Source organism: Pseudonocardia kujensis (genome assembly GCF_021283305.1).
In the GTDB taxonomy this organism is placed as follows: Bacteria; Actinomycetota; Actinomycetes; order Mycobacteriales; family Pseudonocardiaceae; genus Pseudonocardia; species Pseudonocardia kujensis.
This window is the reverse complement of record NZ_JAJSOK010000055.1, coordinates 1-18,684: the sequence shown is the minus strand read 5'-3', so window position 1 is coordinate 18,684 and position 18,684 is coordinate 1. Positions and strand designations below refer to the sequence as shown.

18 protein-coding genes and 2 pseudogenes are annotated in these 18,684 nt (G+C 72.9%); 10 read left to right on the top strand and 10 right to left on the bottom strand.

The genetic code is table 11. The features are described from left to right. Window positions 1-97 precede the first annotated feature (97 nt). The 4 genes from LWC35_RS28740 to LWC35_RS28725 are packed head-to-tail and all read right to left on the bottom strand — an operon-like array spanning window position 98 to window position 3,844. Window positions 98-988, bottom strand: coding sequence for an ABC transporter permease (locus tag LWC35_RS28740; RefSeq protein ID WP_232873404.1), 891 nt, complete (start codon window positions 986-988; stop codon window positions 98-100). Continuing rightward, on the bottom strand, window positions 985-2,070 hold the full coding sequence (locus LWC35_RS28735; RefSeq protein ID WP_232873403.1) for an ABC transporter permease: 1,086 nt from the start codon (window positions 2,068-2,070) through the stop codon (window positions 985-987). Before LWC35_RS28735 ends, LWC35_RS28740 begins: the two co-directional genes overlap by 4 nt. Further along, complete coding sequence (locus LWC35_RS28730; RefSeq protein WP_232873402.1) at window positions 2,067-2,912, bottom strand: ABC transporter ATP-binding protein; 846 nt, start codon at window positions 2,910-2,912, stop codon at window positions 2,067-2,069. Before LWC35_RS28730 ends, LWC35_RS28735 begins: the two co-directional genes overlap by 4 nt. 11 nt (window positions 2,913-2,923) lie before the next feature. Next, complete coding sequence (locus tag LWC35_RS28725; protein WP_232873401.1) at window positions 2,924-3,844, bottom strand: ABC transporter ATP-binding protein; 921 nt, start codon at window positions 3,842-3,844, stop codon at window positions 2,924-2,926. A 396-nt stretch (window positions 3,845-4,240) separates the two neighbouring features. On the opposite strand from LWC35_RS28725, the gene LWC35_RS28720 reads away from it, so the two are divergent. From LWC35_RS28720 to LWC35_RS28700, 5 genes are all read left to right on the top strand, one after another. Next, window positions 4,241-5,068: a GntR family transcriptional regulator gene (locus tag LWC35_RS28720; RefSeq protein WP_232873400.1), complete on the top strand. Its 828-nt coding sequence runs from the start codon at window positions 4,241-4,243 to the stop codon at window positions 5,066-5,068. A 158-nt stretch (window positions 5,069-5,226) separates the two neighbouring features. Then, entirely contained in the window at window positions 5,227-5,724 is a 498-nt protein-coding gene (locus tag LWC35_RS28715) for a flavin reductase family protein (RefSeq protein ID WP_232873399.1), read from the top strand. Further along, window positions 5,724-6,851: a 3,4-dihydroxy-2-butanone-4-phosphate synthase gene (gene ribB, locus LWC35_RS28710; protein WP_232873398.1), complete on the top strand. Its 1,128-nt coding sequence runs from the start codon at window positions 5,724-5,726 to the stop codon at window positions 6,849-6,851. Before LWC35_RS28715 ends, ribB begins: the two co-directional genes overlap by 1 nt. Continuing rightward, complete coding sequence (locus tag LWC35_RS28705) at window positions 6,848-7,348, top strand: NADPH-dependent FMN reductase (protein WP_232873397.1); 501 nt, start codon at window positions 6,848-6,850, stop codon at window positions 7,346-7,348. Before ribB ends, LWC35_RS28705 begins: the two co-directional genes overlap by 4 nt. 412 nt (window positions 7,349-7,760) lie before the next feature. Continuing rightward, window positions 7,761-8,003, top strand: coding sequence for a hypothetical protein (locus tag LWC35_RS28700; protein ID WP_232873396.1), 243 nt, complete (start codon window positions 7,761-7,763; stop codon window positions 8,001-8,003). A 16-nt stretch (window positions 8,004-8,019) separates the two neighbouring features. Here LWC35_RS28700 and LWC35_RS28695 read toward each other — a convergent pair. Together LWC35_RS28695 and LWC35_RS41075 are read right to left on the bottom strand one after the other, a co-directional pair. Further along, a pseudogene (locus LWC35_RS28695) lies at window positions 8,020-8,250 on the bottom strand (hypothetical protein); the annotation flags it as partial. 157 nt (window positions 8,251-8,407) lie between these two features. Beyond that, window positions 8,408-8,845 (bottom strand): annotated as a pseudogene (locus tag LWC35_RS41075) (enoyl-CoA hydratase/isomerase family protein); the annotation flags it as partial. 256 nt (window positions 8,846-9,101) lie between these two features. Here LWC35_RS41075 and LWC35_RS28690 point away from each other — a divergent pair. Next, window positions 9,102-9,392 carry a hypothetical protein gene (locus tag LWC35_RS28690; RefSeq protein WP_232873395.1) on the top strand — a complete coding sequence of 97 codons (291 nt, stop codon included), beginning with the start codon at window positions 9,102-9,104 and terminating at the stop codon, window positions 9,390-9,392. Window positions 9,393-9,891: 499 nt separating this feature from the next. Here LWC35_RS28690 and LWC35_RS28685 read toward each other — a convergent pair whose 3' ends face one another. From LWC35_RS28685 to LWC35_RS28670, 4 genes are all read right to left on the bottom strand, one after another. After that, entirely contained in the window at window positions 9,892-10,632 is a 741-nt protein-coding gene (locus LWC35_RS28685) for a GntR family transcriptional regulator (RefSeq protein WP_232873394.1), read from the bottom strand. A 110-nt stretch (window positions 10,633-10,742) separates the two neighbouring features. Then, window positions 10,743-12,182, bottom strand: a complete 1,440-nt coding sequence (locus tag LWC35_RS28680) for an amidase (RefSeq protein WP_232873393.1) — start codon at window positions 12,180-12,182, stop codon at window positions 10,743-10,745. Beyond that, a complete protein-coding gene (locus LWC35_RS28675) occupies window positions 12,179-13,288 on the bottom strand; it encodes a pyridoxal phosphate-dependent aminotransferase (protein ID WP_232873392.1) in 1,110 nt (369 codons plus the stop codon). Before LWC35_RS28675 ends, LWC35_RS28680 begins: the two co-directional genes overlap by 4 nt. Beyond that, window positions 13,285-14,472, bottom strand: coding sequence for a M20 family metallopeptidase (locus tag LWC35_RS28670; protein WP_232873391.1), 1,188 nt, complete (start codon window positions 14,470-14,472; stop codon window positions 13,285-13,287). Before LWC35_RS28670 ends, LWC35_RS28675 begins: the two co-directional genes overlap by 4 nt. 228 nt (window positions 14,473-14,700) lie before the next feature. Between LWC35_RS28670 and LWC35_RS28665 the strand changes: the two genes are divergently transcribed. The 4 genes from LWC35_RS28665 to LWC35_RS28650 all read left to right on the top strand — a co-directional run. Then, window positions 14,701-15,720 (top strand): BMP family protein, encoded by a 1,020-nt coding sequence (locus LWC35_RS28665; RefSeq protein ID WP_232873390.1) that lies wholly within the window; start codon window positions 14,701-14,703, stop codon window positions 15,718-15,720. Window positions 15,721-15,722: 2 nt separating this feature from the next. Continuing rightward, entirely contained in the window at window positions 15,723-17,249 is a 1,527-nt protein-coding gene (locus tag LWC35_RS28660) for an ABC transporter ATP-binding protein (protein ID WP_232873389.1), read from the top strand. Then, window positions 17,246-18,346 carry an ABC transporter permease gene (locus tag LWC35_RS28655; protein WP_232873388.1) on the top strand — a complete coding sequence of 367 codons (1,101 nt, stop codon included), beginning with the start codon at window positions 17,246-17,248 and terminating at the stop codon, window positions 18,344-18,346. The genes LWC35_RS28660 and LWC35_RS28655 overlap by 4 nt, the downstream gene beginning before the upstream one ends. After that, a partial coding sequence (locus LWC35_RS28650) for an ABC transporter permease subunit (protein WP_443690210.1) occupies window positions 18,343-18,684 on the top strand: 342 nt, incomplete at its 3' end. The genes LWC35_RS28655 and LWC35_RS28650, both read left to right, overlap by 4 nt.

Here is an 18,684-nt window from a genome sequence, read left to right as displayed (position 1 = left end):
TGCGGGCACGCCCGACCGCCGGGCGGCACCGGCGCCGTCCGTCGGTCGTGCGGGTCGTGCGGGGTCGTGCGGGTGGACCAGCGGGCCGTGCGTCCGGTCAGCCGACGCGGTTCACGGTGAAGCGGTGGGTCAGGACGGAGGCGGAGGCGACGGTGATGCAGAGGGCGGCCGCGGGGAAGCCGGCCGACCACCACTTCCCGACCGCGGCGTCGCCGGCGCCGTGGGCGATCATCGAGCCCCACTCCGGCGTAGGCGGCGGCAGCCCGACGCCGAGGAAGCCGAGCGCGGCGGTCAGCACTATGCTGATGCCGAGGATCACCGAGACGTTCAGCAGGGCCGGGCGGACCGAGTTCGGCAGCACGTGCTTCACGATCACCCGCAGCTCGTGCTGCCCCGCTTGGCGGGCGGCGTCGAGGTACGCGTCGCCGCGCACCCGGAGCACCTCGGTGCGGGTGAGCCGCGCCTGGATCGGCATCAGGATCACCGCGATCGCGAGGATCATCGTCACGGTGCTGGTCCCGAAGAACGACACCACCACCAGGCCGATGATCACCACCGGGATCGCCTGGAGCAAATCGAGCAGCCGGGACAGGCCCCTGGCCGCCATGCCGACCGGACCGCGCCGGGACTCGTTCATCCCGACGGCGAGGCCGACGACGATGCCCAGCGCGGTGGCCAGCAGCGTCGAGAACACCGCGATGGCCACGTCGATGCGGGTGCCGGCCAGCGTCCGGGAGAACACGTCCATCCCGGTGGAGTCGGTGCCGCCCCAATGCTCGCCGCTCGGCGGGCGGGACGGCAGGCCCACCACACCCGTCGGGTCGTGGGGCGCGATCAGCGGCCCGATCACCGCGACGAGCAGTACCAGCCCCAGCAGGGCGGCGGCGATCCAGGTGCCCACCCCGAGCCGGGGACGGGGGCGGCGGGCCGCGGTGGGCGGGGCGGGGGTATCGGTCGGGGCCGCGGGCGGCGGCAGGGTGGAGGTCATGATCCACTCCCTCGGACGCCGGGCCGGCGCCGCGGATCGAGCAGCATGGTCGTGACGTCGGAGAGCAGGAAGACGATCATCGAGATGGCGGCGACCAGCACGAGCGTGCCCTGCAGCGCGGTGAAGTCCAGGCCGGCCACGGCAGTCACCGCGTACGTCCCCAGCCCGCCGAGGCCGAACAGCTGCTCGATGATCACCGTGCCGCCGAGCAGCGTGCCGAAGATCGTGCCGAAGACCGCGATGGTCGGCGGCAGCGCGCGCCGGTAGATGCTCACGACCACCTTCCGGCGCGGAGTGCCGGTGGCGATCCGGAACAGCGTGGCGCGGTCCTCCGCGGCCGGGCCGAGGGCGCCGAGCAGCTGCTTGAGCAGTAGCGGGGCCAGCGACACGACCAGCACCACGATCGGCAGCAGGTAGTGGCTGAGGATCGACGAGGTGACCGCGAACCTCCCCGCCAGGACCGAGTCCAGTAGCGGGAAGTGCGTGATCGGATCCGGTTCCTGCAGGCCGGGGCGGGTCCGCCCGTTCGGCGCGGGGACGACCTGCAGGGTGGCGTAGAAGAGGAGGATCCCGATCACGCCGACCACGAAGTCCGGGACCGCCCCGGCCGCCTGCGAGTAGCCGGACACGATCCGGGCGTCCAGGCTCCGCGGGGCCAGGACCACCACCAGGGACAGCAGAAGGCTGGCCAGGACCAGGATCACGAAGGACACCACGGCGAGCTCCACGGTGCCGGGCAACCGGGCCATGAGCTCGTCAAACACCGGCCGGCCGTTGGTGATCGAGGTACCGGGGTCGAACCGCACCAGGCCGGACACGTAGTGCCCGAGCTGTGTCCAGATGCTCCCGTCGAGGCCGAGCTGCGCGCGGACCGCCTCGTAGGTCTCGGGGGTGGCGTCGGGCCCGGCGATCGCGCGGGCCGGGTCGCCGGGGATGAGCCGGACGAGGAAGAACGCGATCAGCGCGAACACGAGGATGTGGATCGGCAGGACGAGCACCCGCAGGGCCCACCAGCGCTGCCGGCGGACCGCGGCGAGCAGGGAGGCCGCGTCCGGCGCGGCGGTGGGTACGGCGGGGGTCACGAGGCCACCACCTCGATCCGGCCGCTGCGCCGCGCGGCCGCGACGAGGAACCGGGTGTACTCGTGCTGCGGCCGGTCCACGATCTCGTCCGTGCTGCCGCGCTCCACGATCTCGCCGTCCTGCATGACGATCAGCTCGTCGACCAGGAACGCCGTGGCGGGGATCCCGTGCGAGACGAAGAACAGCCCCGCCCGGTTCTGCTCCACGTAGTCCTTCAGCATGTTCAGCACGGCGCCCTGCACCGAGACGTCGAGCGCCGACACGACCTCGTCGCAGAGCAGCACCCGCGGCCGGACGACCAGCGCCCGGGCGATCGCGAAGCGTTGCCGCTGCCCCCCCCCGGACACCTCGTGGGGGCGCCGGTCGGCCATCGCCGGGGAGACCTGCAGGGTCTCCAGCACCTCGTCGACCCGCTGGTCGGCGGCGGCGCTCTCGAGCCCGCAGAGCACCATGGCCGGCGTCCGGACGGCGTCGCGCAGCGTGCGCAGCGGATCGAAGGACGAGCTGACGTCCTGGCTGACGAGCTGCACCGCCCGGCGGAAGTCCCGGCGGCCGGTCTGCGAGGCGAGGTGGTGGCCGAGCGGCACGCCGTTGTAGTCGAGGGTGCCGCCGTCGGGCTGCTCGAGGCCGGACAGCATCCGGGCCAGGGTGGACTTGCCCGAACCCGACTCGCCGATCACGCCGATCGTGCGGTCCGAGCCGATCGTGACGTCGACCGCGGCCACGGCGCGGTGCCGGGCCCGGTTGACCACGAACGTCTTCTCCAGCGACTCCCCGGTGATCTGCACCAGGCCGCGGTCACCGACCGGGTCTGCTGCCGGGCGCTGCCGGAGCAGCCGCATCCCAGGTGTCCTCATGCGACGCTCGTGCGGACGAGCTCGGCGCCTACGCCGGTGTCCACCGTGTCCAGCGTGGGCAGCCGATGGGCGTGCCGGGCGCCGAGATCGGGCACGCAGCGCAGCAGGCCGCGGGTGTACGGGTGGGTCGCCGTCCGCTCGAGCTCGGCGGACGGACCCGCGTCGACGATCGCGCCGTGGTACATGACCACCATCGCGTCGGAGAACTCCTGACAGAGCCGGATGTCGTGGGACACGATCAACAGCGACGTGCCGGTCTCGGTGGCGAGCTCCCGCAGCAGCTCCATCACCGTGCGGGACAGGCTCGCGTCCAGCGCGCTGGTGGGCTCGTCCGCGATCAGCAGCTTCGGCGTGCCGGCCAGCGCGAGGGCGAGCATCGCGCGCTGCCGCATGCCACCGGACAACTCGTACGGACGGCTGCGCAGGACCCGCCGCGTGTCGGTGAGTCCGACCCGGACCAGCCACTCGCGGGCCCGCTCAGTGGCCTCCCGGCGGGAGCAGCGGGTGGCACTGCGGACCACCGTGGTGAGCTGGCTGCCGACCGACCACACCGGGTCGAGCGAGGTCATGGCGTCCTGGAAGACCACGGCCATACCCGGGGTACGGCGCGGCACCCCGGCGTGCGGGTTGCGGTCGAGCGGAACGCCGTCGAACGCGAGGAGCTCGGCGGTGACGCGCGCGGAGCCGCCGAGGAACCCGGCCACCGCCATCGCGAGGGAGGTCTTGCCGGAGCCCGACTCGCCGACGAATGCCACCTGCTCGCCCACGCCGATGCTCAGCGCGGCGTCGCGGACGGCGACCGACTCCCCGTCGGGGGTCGGGTAGCCGACGGTGAGGCCGCGGACCTCGAGGAGCGGACCGGTGGGAGTGCCGAGGCGCTGCGCGGGGCGGGGGCCCGGCACCGGGTGTTCTGTCACGTTCTCGTCCTTCTCGCGTGGGCAGAGGTGTGCGGGAACTGCCGGGAAACGGGGGTCCGACCGGGCGTCGTCGGCGGGCGGTGAGTGCAGAGCCTGCGGACGGCATGTTTCGCCGACAAGCACGCTGGGGGTAACCGCTCTATTGCGCCGCCGGGCCCGAACGTTTATCCGCAGGTCACAGCGTTGCGGACCCGGCGAATCGGGCGATGACCGCCACCTCGGGCCCCATGACCGAGGTCACATACGGCACATCGGGGGTCGCCGTTAGCCTCGAACGGCGGACGGTCCGTCACCGTTCGTCCCGGTGCGAAGCGGCATGGGCTGCGGCGCCCGACCGGTCCACACCCACCCGGGTGAGCCGCCCGCACCCCGTTCGCACCCAGCGGAGGTTCACTCGTGGCGCATCCTGTCCCGCTGCGCAAGGACGACGACGAGGGCCGCCGGGCCTACCGGACGGCCCGGGGCGGCCGGGCCCGTCCCGCCGACACCTCGTCCCGCCGGATCTACGAGCTGCTGCGGGCCAGCATCCGGGACGGCTCGATCGGCGCCGGCGAGCAGCTGGACGAACAGCGGCTCGTGCGCGCCTACAACGGCAGCCGCAACTCGGTGCGCAGAGCGCTGCAGGCGCTGGCCGAGGAGGGCCTGCTCGACCGGACTCGTCGGGTCGGCACCAGCCTCTCCCGCACGATCGTGCCGGTCGCCCCCACCGACGTCGGGCCGCGGGTGTACGAGGGGACCCTGCACGAGGGCCGCCTCGCCGTGGAGACCCTGGAGTGCACGCGCGTGATCGCCGGCCGCGAGGTGGCCCGGCGGCTGCAGATCGAGCCGACGGCCGAGGTCATGCGGATCGAGCAGGTGGGCAACTACGACTCCGAGCCGCTCTACGTCCGCACCGGGTACCTGGTCACCGACCTCGAGGCGCCCGCGTTCCTCGCCCTGCTCGACCGCTGCCACGTCGACTATCCGCCGCTGCCCGTCGTCTTCGAGCGGGTGTTCGGGCGCCCCTACGGTGCGAGCATCTACTCGGTGGAGGCGGTCGCGTTGGAGGAGCGGATCGCGGCCCTCCTGCACGTCCAGCCCGAGGTCCCGACCCTCCTGCGGGAGCTGACGACCGCGGACGTCGACGGCAGGCCTTTCGAGTTGAGCTTCACGTACTTCCGTAGTGGCCGGGTGGCCCTGTCGGGCATCGGCACGTTCACGGAGACCGGCCACCGCATGGGCTAGCCGTGGCGTAATTCCCCGGCTCCGAGGCCGTCGCCGCAGGTCGGAGGGCCGGGCGGGGGGCCGGCGGGAGCGCAAATCGGGCGATCGTCGCGCGTAACGCGGAGGCAACAGTCGGCGGGTTCCGTAGGCCTCACCGCAGGCGACAGGAGGCCCTGAAGATGATCGTTCCCGACCCCGCCGAGACCAGCGCGCTGCGGCGGGCCTACGGCACCTTCCCCAGCGGGGTGACCGCCGTCTGCGCGCTGCGCGACGGCGCCCCGGTCGGCATCGCCGCCAGCTCGTTCGTGTCGGTGTCGATGGACCCGCCGCTGGTGTCGGTGTGCGTGCAGCACACCTCCACGACCTGGCCGCTGCTGGCCGACCGGCCGCGGCTCGGGCTGTCCGTGCTCGGGTCCACGCACGACCGGGCGTGCCGGCAGATCGCCTCGAAGACCGGGGACCGGTTCGCGGGAATCGGCTACACCGCGACGGACGAGGGCGCAGTGCTGCTGCACGACGCCGCGGCGTGGCTGGACTGCTCGGTCCACGCGATCGTGCCCGCCGGGGACCACGACCTGGTGCTGCTGCGCGTCGAGGCCCTGCAGACCCACGACGACGTCGCCCCGCTCGTCTTCCACGGCAGCCGCTTCCACGGGCTCGCGGCGCTGGCGGCCTGATGAGCGTCCAGCCCGAGACCCTCACCCCCGTCGACCGGGTCGGCCCCGCCGTGGCCGCCCTGCGTGCCGGGCGCCCGGTCCTCGTCGCCGACGACGCCGGCCGGGAGAACGAGTACGACGTGATCCTCCCGGCCGCGCTGGCCGAGCCGCGGTGGACCGCGTGGGCCGTCCGGCACACGTCGGGCCTGCTCTGCGCGCCGCTCACCGCCGAGCGCGCCGACGCCCTCGCCCTGGACCCCATGGTCCGCGACAACCAGGACCCGCGCGGCACGGCCTACACGGTGTCGGTCGACGCGGCGCACGGCGTCGGCACGGGGATCAGCGCGAAGGACCGTGCACGCACCGCCCGGGTCCTCGCCGATCCCGCCAGCCGGCCCGCCGACCTCGTCCGGCCCGGGCACGTGCTCCCGCTGCGGGCCCGCGTGGGTGGTGTGGTCGCCCGGCCCGGGCACACCGAGGCCGGCGTGGACCTGTGCCGCCTGGCCGGGCTGCCCCCGGTCGCCTTGATCGCCGAGCTGGTCGGAAACGGCACCGGCATGGCCGGCGGCGAGGACGCGGCGCTCCTCGCCGCGCGGCACGACCTGCCCGTCCTCGACATCGCCGAGCTCGTCGACCACCGGCTGCGCCACGGCGACGGCGAGCGGGGCCGGGTCACCCGCGCCGCCACCACCCGGCTGCCCACCGACCACGGCCCGCTCGACGCCGTCGGGTACCGCGACGAGGTCACAGGCGCCGAGCACGTCGCGCTCGTCGGGCGTGGGCCGGCGAGCCGGCCGCTCGTCGCGGTGCACGCCGAGTGCGTGACCGGCGATGTCTTCGGCGTTCTGACCTGCGACTGCGCCCGTCGCTTCGCGGAGTCCGCGGCCCAGGTCGCGCGCGAGGGCGGGATCCTGCTCTACGTGCGCCGGCCGGGTGCGCGAGCCGTCGGCGCGCTCGACGGGCACGCATGGACCCCGGCCGACGACGGCGCCGCCGGCGCGATCCTCGCCGACCTCGGGCACCGCGCCGTGCGGCTGCTCCCCGGCCCGGCGAGCGCCACCGGGCTGGCCCGGCCCGACCTCGCCGTGCTGCCCGTCCCCGCTCCCACCCCCGGGCCCCGCCCCGTCCGCCTCCTGGAGATCTCATGACCGTCACCGTCGTCGTCGGCAACCCGAAGGCAGGCTCCCGCACCCGCGCGGCCGGCGAGCTGCTCGCCGAGCGGCTCACCGGCGGCGCCCCGGACCACGTCGTCGAGCTGACCGAGCTGGGGCCCGGCCTGCTCGGCTGGGGCGACGAGGCCGTCGCGTCCGCGGTGAAGACCGTGCAGGCCTCCTCGCTGGTCGTGTTCGCCAGCCCGACATTCAAGGCCACCTACACCGGGCTGCTCAAGCTGTTCCTCGACCAGTTCGCGGGCGGCACCGGGCTGCAGGACGTCGTCGCCGTGCCGCTGATGCTCGGCGCCGGGCCCGCCCACTCCATGGCCCCCGACCTCACCCTCAAGCCCGTCCTGGCCGAGCTCGGCGGCACCTGCGCCCTGCCCGGCCTCTACCTCCTCGACTCGGGCTTCGCCGACGACCCGGCACTACCGGCCTACGCCGACCGCTGGGCCCCGGTCGCCAAGGCTCTCATGACGCTCCGCGACTGACCGCACCTCAGGGCGCGCCCGAGCGCCGGCAGGGCAGGATGCGCCCATGACCGACCGCCCGGCACCCGCTCCCAGGCGGTATCCGGTCCGAGTCGTACTTGACGAGCACCATGTGTCGATCCCGGCGGACGACCGTCGTGTGCCGGCGGGGTCAGCGCCGAGACCAGCCAGCGGTGCCCCAGCGGCAGCGGCTTGGTCCCTGGCTGCCTGGTCGGCCAGCCGGGCATTCCGGCGAGGTCGGCGCGGCGGGTCGTCATCGGGGCGAGCGCGAAGGTCAACATGGTGAAGCAGCAGGCAGATCCCGTGGCCTGTGGGGAGTAGTAGTCCTCCTCGATCCAGTTCAGGTCGACGAACAGCCACGCCGCGGCCCAGCGGACGCGGGTGCCGCCCAGCATCGAGCGCGCTCGCGTAGATGCCAATCGCCCAGACCGTGACCACGGCGGGCGGGCCAGCGCAGCACCTCGTCGAGCTGGTCGGCGCCGCTGGCCTGCTGGAACGAGACACCCGATGGGTTCCGCAGCGGATCAACTCCGCGGAGTACGCCATCGGCGCTGGCGGTCCCGGGCTCGGCGACGCCCGCGCCGGGCTCGTCGCCGGCCTGGTCTCGGCCCCCGCAACGGCCATCATCGGCGTCTGGCCTGCCTCCTGGCGGTAGCGGTGATCGCGGGCACTCACCCCGCGATGCGACGGTGGCGGTGCCCAGACCTCTCCGCGGTGTCCGGCTCGATAGCGGTGGTGATGGCGTAGTCGGCCAGAGAGCGGGTCGGGACCGCGGGCAGCTCGATGACCAGGGCGTTCCCGGCCGGGCGGGGCCGGGGCGCGGCCGCGCCGGCGGCGAGGATGGAGCGGACGTCCTCGGCCCGCCACCGCCGGAACGCAGTCGCCCGAGCCAACGCGTCGAGTTTTAGGCTCCGGCGACACCAGGCTAGCGCAGTGGCGGCAGCCTTCAGGACGATGTTGCTGCGGACTCCGCTGGGGCTTGCCGCAAGTGATCTGCAGGTCACCTTGTTCACCGTCGGTAGACATGGTGTAGCTCTCGGGGGTCGACGCGAAGACAGGTGGTCGCCTGTCGAGGAAGGCGGCGACCCCTTCTTGCACGTCGGGTGCGAGATCGTGCTGGTCGACGCAGCTCCGCTCCGTCTGCAGTGCCTCGGTGGACGGCAGATCGGCGCTGTCGTGGAGTAGTTGTTTCATGCGCCGCAGCCCAAGCGGGCTTCGTTGGGAGAGCCGGGCTGCGAGCGTGGCCACGGTGCTGTCCAGCTCATCAGAGGCGACGACCTGGTTGATCAGTCCCCAGGACTGCAGGAGGTCGGCGTCGTAGGTGGCGCCGGTGTAGAGCATCTCGGCGGCGCGTCGCGGCCGATCGTGCGGGGCAGCCGGACCGAGGCGCCGGCGCCGGGGATGAGTCCGTGCACGTTGTGGCCGTCGCCGAGGGCGGGCGTCTCGGCTGGCGAGCGTGCCGAGCCTGCGGTAGACGGCGTAGACGTCGGGCAGCACGGCGGCGAGCGTGCCGCGCAACTCGGAGGGGCGCGGGTGCTCGTCCGGCCCATAGACGAGGGGGAGGGCGTCGTAGAGCCCCAGGCCACGTCCCGCCCACAGCGGCGCTCCTCCAGCTCCCGCGAGGACCGCACGCCCTGGTGTCCTGTCCGGTCAAGAATCGCTCCGACCCAGACCTACGAACCGACAACCAGGGCCGTCCTTGACGACGCCGGCAGCACAATCGTCTGTGAGCTGCGAGAACTGGCGAGCTCAAGTGGTGGAGCGCCTCGAACGGGCGCTGGCCGGCGCTTCCGGGCTCGGCAGAGCCATCCCCGCCTGGGAGCACTACCGGGCCTTCCGCGAAGTCCTCGCTGACCACCCGGACGGGGTCAGCGAGCGCGGGCAACGGTTCTTCGTCGAGGCCGCCGAGGAGCTCGGTGCCGCGGACGACGAAGAGGCGCTGCGGGAGCGGGCCGCGATACGGGCGACACGCACTCCTCGAGACTCGCATCGACGCGATCATCGCGCGCCGACCTCCACCCCCGGCACCCGAGTGGCACGGTGACCTAACCGGCGAGGAGCCCGCCCGCGACGGGTGACCCGGCCTTCAACTTCCCCAGCTCGCTATAGGGGGCGCCGCGGTCAACGTGCCGCTCATGGCCGTGGGCTGCCCTTCGGCCTCCAAGACCTCGGGCAGCCGGGCACGGACGCCAGGATGGCTGACATCGCGCGGTGGATGGGCGAGAGCCTCACCCCGGTCAGCGTTTGACGGGAGCACCTTGCGCCTTTCGGGCCGGGATGGGGTGTATTGCTGGGAAAGCGAATCAGCTGCTCCGCTGTGATCTACGAGGGCGGACGACGCTCGGTCTTGCACTGTCATCCTCCCCGCGTAAGGCCGCCGCACGTCACGGCGGATGAGCTGCGCGAAGACCGCCGGGCGCCTCTCCACCGACCGTGTGCCCGAGGACCGATGTACCGCGTCACCCACAGACGACGCGGTCAGCGCCCAGGCTCGGCGCACACTCCCGGACGACGAACTCCCCGGATCCGCTAAGCCTGACAGGTCATTCGTCGGGAAGCGCGTTCACGAGGTCCGCGAACACACTGCGGATGTGCTCACGGCACGCCGCCTCGGCGGCGGCGGGATCCCGTTTCGTGATGGCGGTGACGATCTCCTCGTGCTGGCGGACCGAGGCGTCGAGTCGGCCGGGCACGGCGACCGTGAGGTTGCCCAGCCGCTCGAGGTGGGCGTCGAGCTCGACGAGCATGCCGCCGATCCGGTGGCCCGCGGCCTGCCGGTAGAGGATGCGGTCGAAGCCGTCGAAGAGCGCAGGGATGCCATCCAGCTCGCCCGCGTCGAGCTGCGCACGGCTCTGCCGCACGTTGGCCCGCAGGTCCGCCTCGTCCGCGTCACTAATCTGCATGGCCGCCCGCCGCGCGCAGAAGCCCTCCAGCAGCTCACGAAGCTCATAGATCTCGCGGATGTCCGCGTGCGTGTAGCCGCGGACGATCGCGCCACGGTACGGGGCGACCGTGACCAGGCCCTCCTTCTCCAGCCGGACCAGCGCCTCGCGGATCGGGGTCTTGCTGACCCCCATCTGCTCCGCGAGCTGGCGCTCGCGGAGCTGGGTTCCCGGCTCGAGCTCCAGCTCGACGATCGCCCGGACCAGGCGGCGGTACACGACCTCCTTGATCTGGAGGTGGGTGTCCGCGCCGGGCTCCGGCAGGGTCAGGCCGGTGAAGTCCGGCGTCGACCTGCGGGTGGACGCCTTCGGCGCCGGGGGCGTGCCCACGCTCGGCCTCATGATCGTCTTGTCCTTCGCACTCCCCCGGCGGGTCGGGGTCTCCGGTGATCCTTGTGGTACAACCTTGCACTCTCCGTGCCCGGTTGGCGGTGACGAAAGGGCCACGGCCGTTAACTTTGTGATTCTCGCGGACGCGAAGCGGCCGGTGCGGGACCGAGGACGTCCTGGGCGTGGGCCGCGAAGCCGAGGACCCGGTCGTCGTGCGCCCACGGTCCGACAATCTGCAGCGCCACCGGGAGCCCGTCCCCCGCGAGCCCGCACGGCACGGTGACGGCGGGCTGGCCGGTGATGTTGAACGGGTACGTGTACGGAGTCCAGGTGATCCACGGGAGCGGCGCGTCGGCCTCCCCGCCCTCGGGGACCTCCGCGTCCGCGGCGAAGGCGGTCAGGGGCATCGTGGGCATGACGAGCAGGTCCCACTCGTCGAGCGTCCGTGCCATCGCGGTGTTGAACGCGCGGCGCGCGGTCAGCGCCTCGTAGTAGTCGCCCAGGCTGTAGGTCTCGGCGAGCGGACCGAGCCGGACGAGGCCCGGGTCCATGACCGCGGCGTGCTCGCGGGCGAGGTCGCAAAACCCCAGGCCGCGTCCGGTCACCCAGAGCGCCTCGAACACTGCGCGCGGCAGCGCCGCGGGCAGCTCGACCTGGTGGTACTCGGCGCCGCCCGCCGCCACGACCGCGTCGAGGGCGGGATCGACGACCCGGCCGACCGACGCCTCCGGAGCGATCCCGAACGGCGCCCGGACGACGCCGATTCGCAGCGTGCGCCCGCTGTCGGGAGCGGGTGGACGGGACCAGTACGACTGGGGGTCGCGCGCGTCGGGTCCGCGGGTGAGGTCGAGGACGGCTCGTGCGTCCCGGACGTCGCGGGTGATCGGACCGGCGTGGGAGAGGTTCTCGTTGACCGTGCCCGGCCAGACCGGGATCGCCCCCAGGGTCGGCTTGAGCCCGACCGCGCCGCAGAACGCGGCAGGGATGCGGACCGAGCCACCCGCGTCGGTGCCGGTCGCGATCGGGACCGCGCCGCTGCCCACGGTCGCGCCGGAACCCGCGCTGGAGCCACCCGAGCTGCGGGTCGGGTCCCACGGGTTGCGGGTGACGCCGGTGCGCGGCGAGATCCCCGTGCCCTTCCACCCGAACTCCGGGGTGGTGGTGCGTCCGATGACCACGGTGCCCGCGTCGACGAGCCTGCCCACCATGGGCGACGATGCGGCGGCGGGCGTGCCCGGGCTGGTCCGGGAGCCCTTTCCGGCTGGGAGCCCCTCCTCCAGCATGTTGTCCTTCACGGCGATCGGGACCCCGTGCAGCGGACTGCGCACGCGGCCGGCCCGCACCTCGGCCTCGAGCTGCACCGCCGCGGCGCGGGCCCGCTCGGGGAGCAGGACGGCGTAGGCGTTGAGCGCGGGTTCGGCCTCCGCGGCCAGGCCCAGGGCCAGCTCGGCCAGGTGCACCGGGGAGATCTCCCCGGCGGCGACCCGGCGCCCGAGCTCCAGCCCAGACGCCGCCCGGTACTCCTCGGCGTCGAGCTCGGCGTAGCGCGCCGCCGCGGTCACGCCTGCCTCGCAGGGGTCGACAGGTCCGCCCAAGCCGCGGCGAACCGCTCGCCCCACTCCTCGGGAACCGATGTGCTGACCTTGACGAAGCGCTCGCCGAAACGCGGGGACTGGTAGGTCCCGGGCCGGATGAACACGTCCCGCTCGAGCATGGCGGCGCACAGCGTGTCGGCGGACCAGCCGCTGCCTGCGATGTCCACGGCGACGAAGTTCCCGTGCGAGGGGTACACCACGAGCTCGCCGAGCCCGCTGCGCTGCACGGCGAGCCGGACCGTCTCCTGGTTGGTCCGGTTGGCCGCGCGCACGCGGGCGAGCCACGGTTCCTTCACCGACAGCCCCGCCATCGCCGCGCGCTGGGCCTGGATGTTGGCGCCCAGCGGGTTCGACGGCACCTCGGTCAGCCGCCCGAGCAGCTCCGGCACCGCCACCACCGCGCCGAGCCGCAGCCCGGCCAGACCCAGCCACTTGGAGAACGAGTAGGTGGTGAACGTGCCCTCGGGGTAGAGCTCCGCCGCGAGGGTGTGGTCGGTGGCGAAGTGTCGGTAGGTGCAGTCGTGCACGACGAGCGAGCCCGTCTGTCGGGCGAGGTCGGTGATCGCGACGAGTTCGGCGCGGGTGTAGCGGCTGCCGAGCGGGTTCAGCGGGTCGATCAGGTAGATCAGCGAGCGGGGCTCGATCACCTCGGCGATCTGCTGGGCGGTGACGCGGTAGCCCTGCTCGGCGGAGTACAGGTCCAGGGTCGTGGCAGGCACGCCCTCCAGACCCGCGAACCGGGCCGGCCATGGCCATCCCGGGTCGCTCGTGACCACCCGGGAGACCGACCCGGCCAGGCCGGTGCAGATGTGGTGGAGCCCGCCCACCGCGCCGTCGGTGATCCACGCGTCGGCCCCGGCCAGCCCGAGGTCCTCGACGATCTGTGTGCGTAGCCGCTCGAAGCCCAGCGCCGGGGCGTAGAGCTGGAACTCGCGGCGCCGGGTGCTCTCCTCCAGCGCGGCGAGCACCTCGGCGGGCGGTTCCAGGTGGGTGGTGTTCTGCCCCATCCACACCAGGTCCGGCCGTTCCAGCAGGTGCTCGAACGACGGGGCAGCCGTGGCCGGGGCGCTCACGTCAGCAGCGCCAGCGTCGCGAAGGCGGTGTAGACCTTGGTGGCCTCGACGATGTCCGCGACCGAGAGCCGCTCGTTCGGGCAGTACACCGGCTCGCCGCCCGGACCGAAGATCACCGTGGGGATCGTGTCGCCGAAGCTGGCGGTGTCGCCGAGCCAGCCCGCGGCCTGCAGGGTCGGCTCCGTACCGCGGACCTGCCGGACGGCGTCGACCATCGTCTCGACGACGAGGCTGTGCGGGTCCGCCACGTAACCGGACTTGACGTCGGCGAGCTCGACCCGCGCCGCGAAGCGCGGGTCGGCGGCCTTGACCGCGTCGAGGCAGCGGTCAAGCTCGGCACGCACTGTCTCCACCGACACCCCGGGCTGCGGGCGGCAGTCGAGCCGGATCACGCACTCGTCCGGGATCATCGACGGCCCTCCCGGCGGCAGACCGCCGTAGACCCGGCCGGGCGCCATGTAGGTCTCCTCGCCGAACAGGTCGCGGACCCACGGCTCGAGCTCGGGGGTGAGCCGGGACGCGTCGAGCTCCAGGATCGCCTTGGCCGCCAACATGTTCGCGTTGACCGCGAGCGGCTTGTGGCAGGTGTGCGCCGACTTGCCCTGCGCGGTGATGTCGAAGTAGTAGCGACCCCGGTGGCCGAGGTAGATCTCGTTGTCCGACAGCTCCCCGAGCACGCACAGGTCGGCGGAGTACTCGTCGAAGTAGCGGATCGAGCCGAGCTGGTCGCCCATGTGGTCGCTGACGCCGGCGAAGGCGAGCCTGCCCGACACCGGGACGCCCGAGGAGCGTACGGCCTCGGCGGCGACGATCTGGCAGACCAGCGCCGCCTTCATGTCCATGATCCCGTGGCCGTAGACGTGCCCGTCGATCAGCTCGCCGGAGTAGGGCGTCGTGTCGGTCCAGCCGATGGACTCGGGCTTGGTGTCCATGTGTCCGGTCAGGACGACCCGGGGGCCCGTGCCGAAGTCGAGCTCGCCGATGGCGTTCGGCCGGTCGGGCAGCACGTCCTGCAGCCGGACGTCGGTGAAGCTCGAGTCCTTCATGACGTCGACCAGGTACTGAGCGAACGCGAGCTCGTCGCCGAGCACGCTCGGGATCCGGCAGACGTCCTGGACCAGGGACACCACACGCGCCTCGTCGATGCTGGCGAGGGCCTGCTCGACCGCTGCTGATCTCTCCATTGCACTCCCACTTCGATTTGAGATCTTAAATCTGCGGGGTCGGTCCACAGACTGTCAAGGGCGGTGGACGTCACGTCACGGCACGTTAACCGAGTTTGGTGTTGCGTGCTGGTTACGCATCCGTGCATGTCTTGACGGCCAGTGAGCCCCGAGGACACGATCCGTGGCACTAGATGCGATCTCAGGATCTCAGCCGCCGGCGGATCGGTCGCGAAGAAGGAGAGTCAGATGATCCGAGTGCCTTCGTGGCTGCGCAGCACCCGCGTGCTCGCCGCGCCCGTTCTCGGCGCCGCGCTCGTGCTGAGCGCCTGCTCCAGCGGCGGGTCGACGGCCGCGCCGGAGACCGGTGCCTCCGGGGCGCCGACCAAGGTCGGTGTCGTGCTCGCCGGCCCGCGCAACGACAAGGCGTTTTACCAGTCCTACCTCGACGGCGTGCAGGCCGTCGCGAACCGGGAGGGCATGACGGTCTCGGTCGTCGACAACGTCGGCTCCCCGCAGGCCGCGATCGACGCCCTGACCAACCTGGCCGCCGACAACCAGCTGATCATCGCCGGTGGCAGCTCGCTGGTCTCCGCGGGCAACACCGTCGCCCCGCAGTTCCCCGACGTCACCTTCGTGATGTCCGGGGTGGTGCAGGCCGGGGTGCCGAACCTGCACACCTATGCGACCAGGCAGGGCGTTCCGGCCTACGTCGCCGGCGTCGTCGCGGCGCAGGAGAGCGCCACGGGCACGGTCGGCTACGTCGGCGGCACCGATATCCCGCCGAACTCGCAGTCGTCGATCGACTTCGCCGCGGGCGCCAAGTCCGTCAAGCCGGACATCAACGTCGCCTCGGTGACCGTCGGGTCCCTCAGCGACGCGGCCAAGGCGAAGGAGGCCACCGCGGCCCAGATCGCGAACGGCGCCGACGTGATCTACGCCTTCCAGGACGCCGGCCTGCCCGGTGTGCTCGACGCGGTCACCGAGTCCGGCAAGGACGTCAAGGTCTTCAACCCGACGACCGACCGCTGCGAGGAGTCTCCCGCCTTGATCGGCTACGCGTTCCAGGACACCAAGATCATGGTCGGCCATGTGCTGGAGGACTACAAGGCGGGCTCGCTGCCGGCCGAGCCCCGCTTCTACGCCCTCGACGACCCCGCCGTGCAAGCCCTGAAGCTCTGCCCGTCGGCCTCGCACTACGAGTCCGTCGTCGCCGACACGACTGCGAAGCTGAACTCCGGGGCCATCACGCTGCCCCAGGGCGGCTGAGCATGCCGGCCCCCTCCCGCACGTCCGACGGCGCCGCCCCCGCGGCGCTGTCGGCGCGTGCGGTGACCAAACGGTACGGCGCGCTGCTCGCGAACGACGGGATCGACCTCGACGTCCGCCCCGGGGAGATCCTCGCGCTGCTGGGGGAGAACGGGGCCGGCAAGTCGACGCTGGTCAAGATCCTCTCCGGGCTGGTGCGACCGGACTCAGGTGAGGTGTCCGTCGGCGGCGCACCGCTGCCGGCCGGGGACCCGCAGGCCGCGCGCGCCGCCGGGATCGGCGTGGTCCACCAGCACTTCATGCTGGTCCCGGACATGACCGCCACGGAGAACGTCGCGCTGGCCCAAGGCACGACCGGCCGGTACGACGCAGCCGCGATCCGGGCCCGGCTCGTCGAGATCGGCGAGCGGCACGGCATGCGGGTCCGCCCGGACGTCCCGGTGGAGGCCCTCCCGGTCGGCGAGCGGCAACGGATCGAGATCCTCAAGTGCCTGCTCGGCGACGCCCGGGTGCTGCTCCTCGACGAGCCCAGCGCCGTGCTCTCCCCGGCCGAGTGGGACCGCCTCGCCGAGGTCCTTGCCGAGCTGGCCGCAGCAGGCCTGGCCATCGTGTTGATCACCCACAAGCTGGGCGAGATCGCGGCCGTGGCCGACCGGTGCACCGTGGTGCGGGGCGGGCGGGTCGTCGACACCGTCGAGGTCGGTGCGACCCCGCCCGAGGAGTTCGCCCGGATGATGGTCGGCCGGGACGTCGTGCTGCGCACCGAGCGGCCGGTGGTCCCGCCGGGTCCCGTGGTGCTCCATGTCGACGGGCTCACCCTCGCCCGGTATCGCGGCGACCGCGACCTCGGGCCCGTCGACCTGCGGGTGCGGGGCGGCGAGGTGCTCGGGGTCGCCGGTGTCGAGGGCAACGGGCAGAGCGAGCTCGCCGACCTCGTCGCAGGCGTGCGTACCCCCACGGCGGGCACGGTCACCGTCACGGCCCGCACCGGCGGTGGCCCCGGCCGCACCGGGACGATCGCCGAGGACCGACACTGCGACGGGTTGGCGCTACCGCTGTCGGTAACCGACAACCTCATGATGCGGGCGATCGGCGAGCCTGCCTTCAGCCGCGCAGGCGTGCTGCGGCCGGGCCGCATCCGCCGGCACTGCGCCGACCTCGTCGCCCGCTTCGACGTACGCACCACCGGGCTGGACACCCCCGTTGCGAGCCTTTCCGGCGGCAACCAGCAGAAGATCGTCCTGGCCCGGGAGATGCACGGCGAGCCCGATCTGCTCGTCGCCGCTCAGCCCACCCGTGGCCTCGACGTTGGCGCGATCGAGTTCGTGCACGCCCAGATCAACGCCCACAAGACCGCGGGCGGGGCGACCCTGCTCGTCTCCGCCGAGCTCGACGAGATCTTCGCCCTGTCCGACCGCATCGCGGTAATGTCGTCGGGCCGGGTCGTCGCCGTGCTCGACGCTGCGGACGCCACCCGCGACCGGATCGGCGAGCTGATGGCCGCCGGCGCAGAAGGAGCGACCCCATGAGACGGCTCGCCGTCGACCGGCGGGCTCTGCGCGGCGCTGCTGTCAGCCTGCTCGCCGTCGTCCTTGCGCTGGCGGTGTCCCTTTTGGTCATCGCCCTGAGCGGAGCCCCCGTGGGCGACGCCGCCCGGGCGATGTGGGACGGAGTCTTCGGCAGCCCCGCCCAGTTCGGCGCCACCCTGACCAAGTTCGTCCCCCTCGTCCTGGCCGCGGTCGGCTGGGTCGTCGCCTCCCGCGCGGGTCGGCTCAACGTGGGACTGGAGGGGCAGATCCTCGCGGGCGGCACCACCGCGGCGGTGGTCGGACTCCACCTGTCCGGCCTGCCGATGGCGGTGCACCTGCCGCTCGCGGTCCTCGCAGGGGCGGCCGGCGGCGCGGCACTCGGCGGCATCGCCGCCTGGCTGTGGGCTCGCCGCGGGGTCAACGACTTCATCGCCACGCTGCTCCTCACCCTGATCATGACCCAGATCGTGTCCTGGCTGGCCAACGGCCCGATGGAGGAACCGACCGGCACGCTCGGCCAGAGCTCCCCGGTGGCCGACTCGGCGCGCTGGCCGGTCCTGTTGGCGCGCACCACGCTGCGCTGGGACATCGTGCTGGTCGTGGTCGTGGTGCTGGCCGCCGCGTATGTGCTGCGCCGCACTGTCGTGGGCTACCGGCTGCGGCTGACCGGCGCGAACCCGTCCGCGGCCAAGGCCACGGGCACCCGGACCCGGCTGGTCGGGGTGGGCGCGCTGTGCACGTCGGCCGCCGTCGCCGGCGTCGCGGGCTCGTCACTCGTGCTGGCCGCTCCCGCAGGCAACCTCGCCCCCGGCTTCTCCGCGAACTACGGCTTCGACGGCATCGTCGTGGCGCTGCTCGCCCGCAACAACCCGCTCGCCTGCATCCCGGCCGCGCTCCTGCTGGCCGCGCTGCGCCAGGGCGGCGGGCTGATGGAGGCCAGGGTCGGCATCTCCTCCGGCCTGGTCACCGCAACCCAGGCCGTGGTGATCCTGCTGGTCACCGGCTCCGCATGGCTGGTCGAGCGCCGCCGTTCCCGGCGGCCCGCAGCGACCGCGGCGGAGCAACCCGCACGCGTCACCGAAGGAGCGCACTCGTGAACCCGTTCGACGTCGCCCTCTTCGCCGCCGCGATCCGGCTGTCGGTCCCGCTGCTGCTCGCCGCGCTCGGTGAGCTGATCTCCGAACGTGCCGGCGTGATCAACATCGGGCTCGAGGGGATGATGCTGTTCGGCGCCTACGCCGGCTTCCTCGCCGCGTACGCCACCGGCAGCGTCGGGCTCGGACTGCTCGCCGGGATCGGCCTCGGGCTGGTCCTCGGCGCGATCATGGCGTTCGTGTCGGTGACCCTGCGCGGTGACCCGATCGTCGTCGGGGTGGCGCTGAACCTGCTGGCCGCCGGGCTCACCCTGTTCCTCTACCGCCGGCGGTGCGGCGGC

Excerpts from the sequence above, each read along its gene's own strand:
- LWC35_RS28740 (WP_232873404.1), bottom strand. The coding sequence starts at position 988 with ATGACCTCCACCCTGCCGCCGCCCGCGGCCCCGACCGATACCCCCGCC.
- LWC35_RS28730 (WP_232873402.1), bottom strand. The coding sequence starts at position 2,912 with ATGCGGCTGCTCCGGCAGCGCCCGGCAGCAGACCCGGTCGGTGACCGC.
- LWC35_RS28715 (WP_232873399.1), top strand. The coding sequence starts at position 5,227 with ATGATCGTTCCCGACCCCGCCGAGACCAGCGCGCTGCGGCGGGCCTAC.
- ribB (WP_232873398.1), top strand. The coding sequence starts at position 5,724 with ATGAGCGTCCAGCCCGAGACCCTCACCCCCGTCGACCGGGTCGGCCCC.
- LWC35_RS28705 (WP_232873397.1), top strand. The coding sequence starts at position 6,848 with ATGACCGTCACCGTCGTCGTCGGCAACCCGAAGGCAGGCTCCCGCACC.
- LWC35_RS28700 (WP_232873396.1), top strand. The coding sequence starts at position 7,761 with ATGCCAATCGCCCAGACCGTGACCACGGCGGGCGGGCCAGCGCAGCAC.
- LWC35_RS28685 (WP_232873394.1), bottom strand. The coding sequence starts at position 10,632 with ATGAGGCCGAGCGTGGGCACGCCCCCGGCGCCGAAGGCGTCCACCCGC.
- LWC35_RS28670 (WP_232873391.1), bottom strand. The coding sequence starts at position 14,472 with ATGGAGAGATCAGCAGCGGTCGAGCAGGCCCTCGCCAGCATCGACGAG.
- LWC35_RS28665 (WP_232873390.1), top strand. The coding sequence starts at position 14,701 with ATGATCCGAGTGCCTTCGTGGCTGCGCAGCACCCGCGTGCTCGCCGCG.
- LWC35_RS28660 (WP_232873389.1), top strand. The coding sequence starts at position 15,723 with ATGCCGGCCCCCTCCCGCACGTCCGACGGCGCCGCCCCCGCGGCGCTG.
- LWC35_RS28655 (WP_232873388.1), top strand. The coding sequence starts at position 17,246 with ATGAGACGGCTCGCCGTCGACCGGCGGGCTCTGCGCGGCGCTGCTGTC.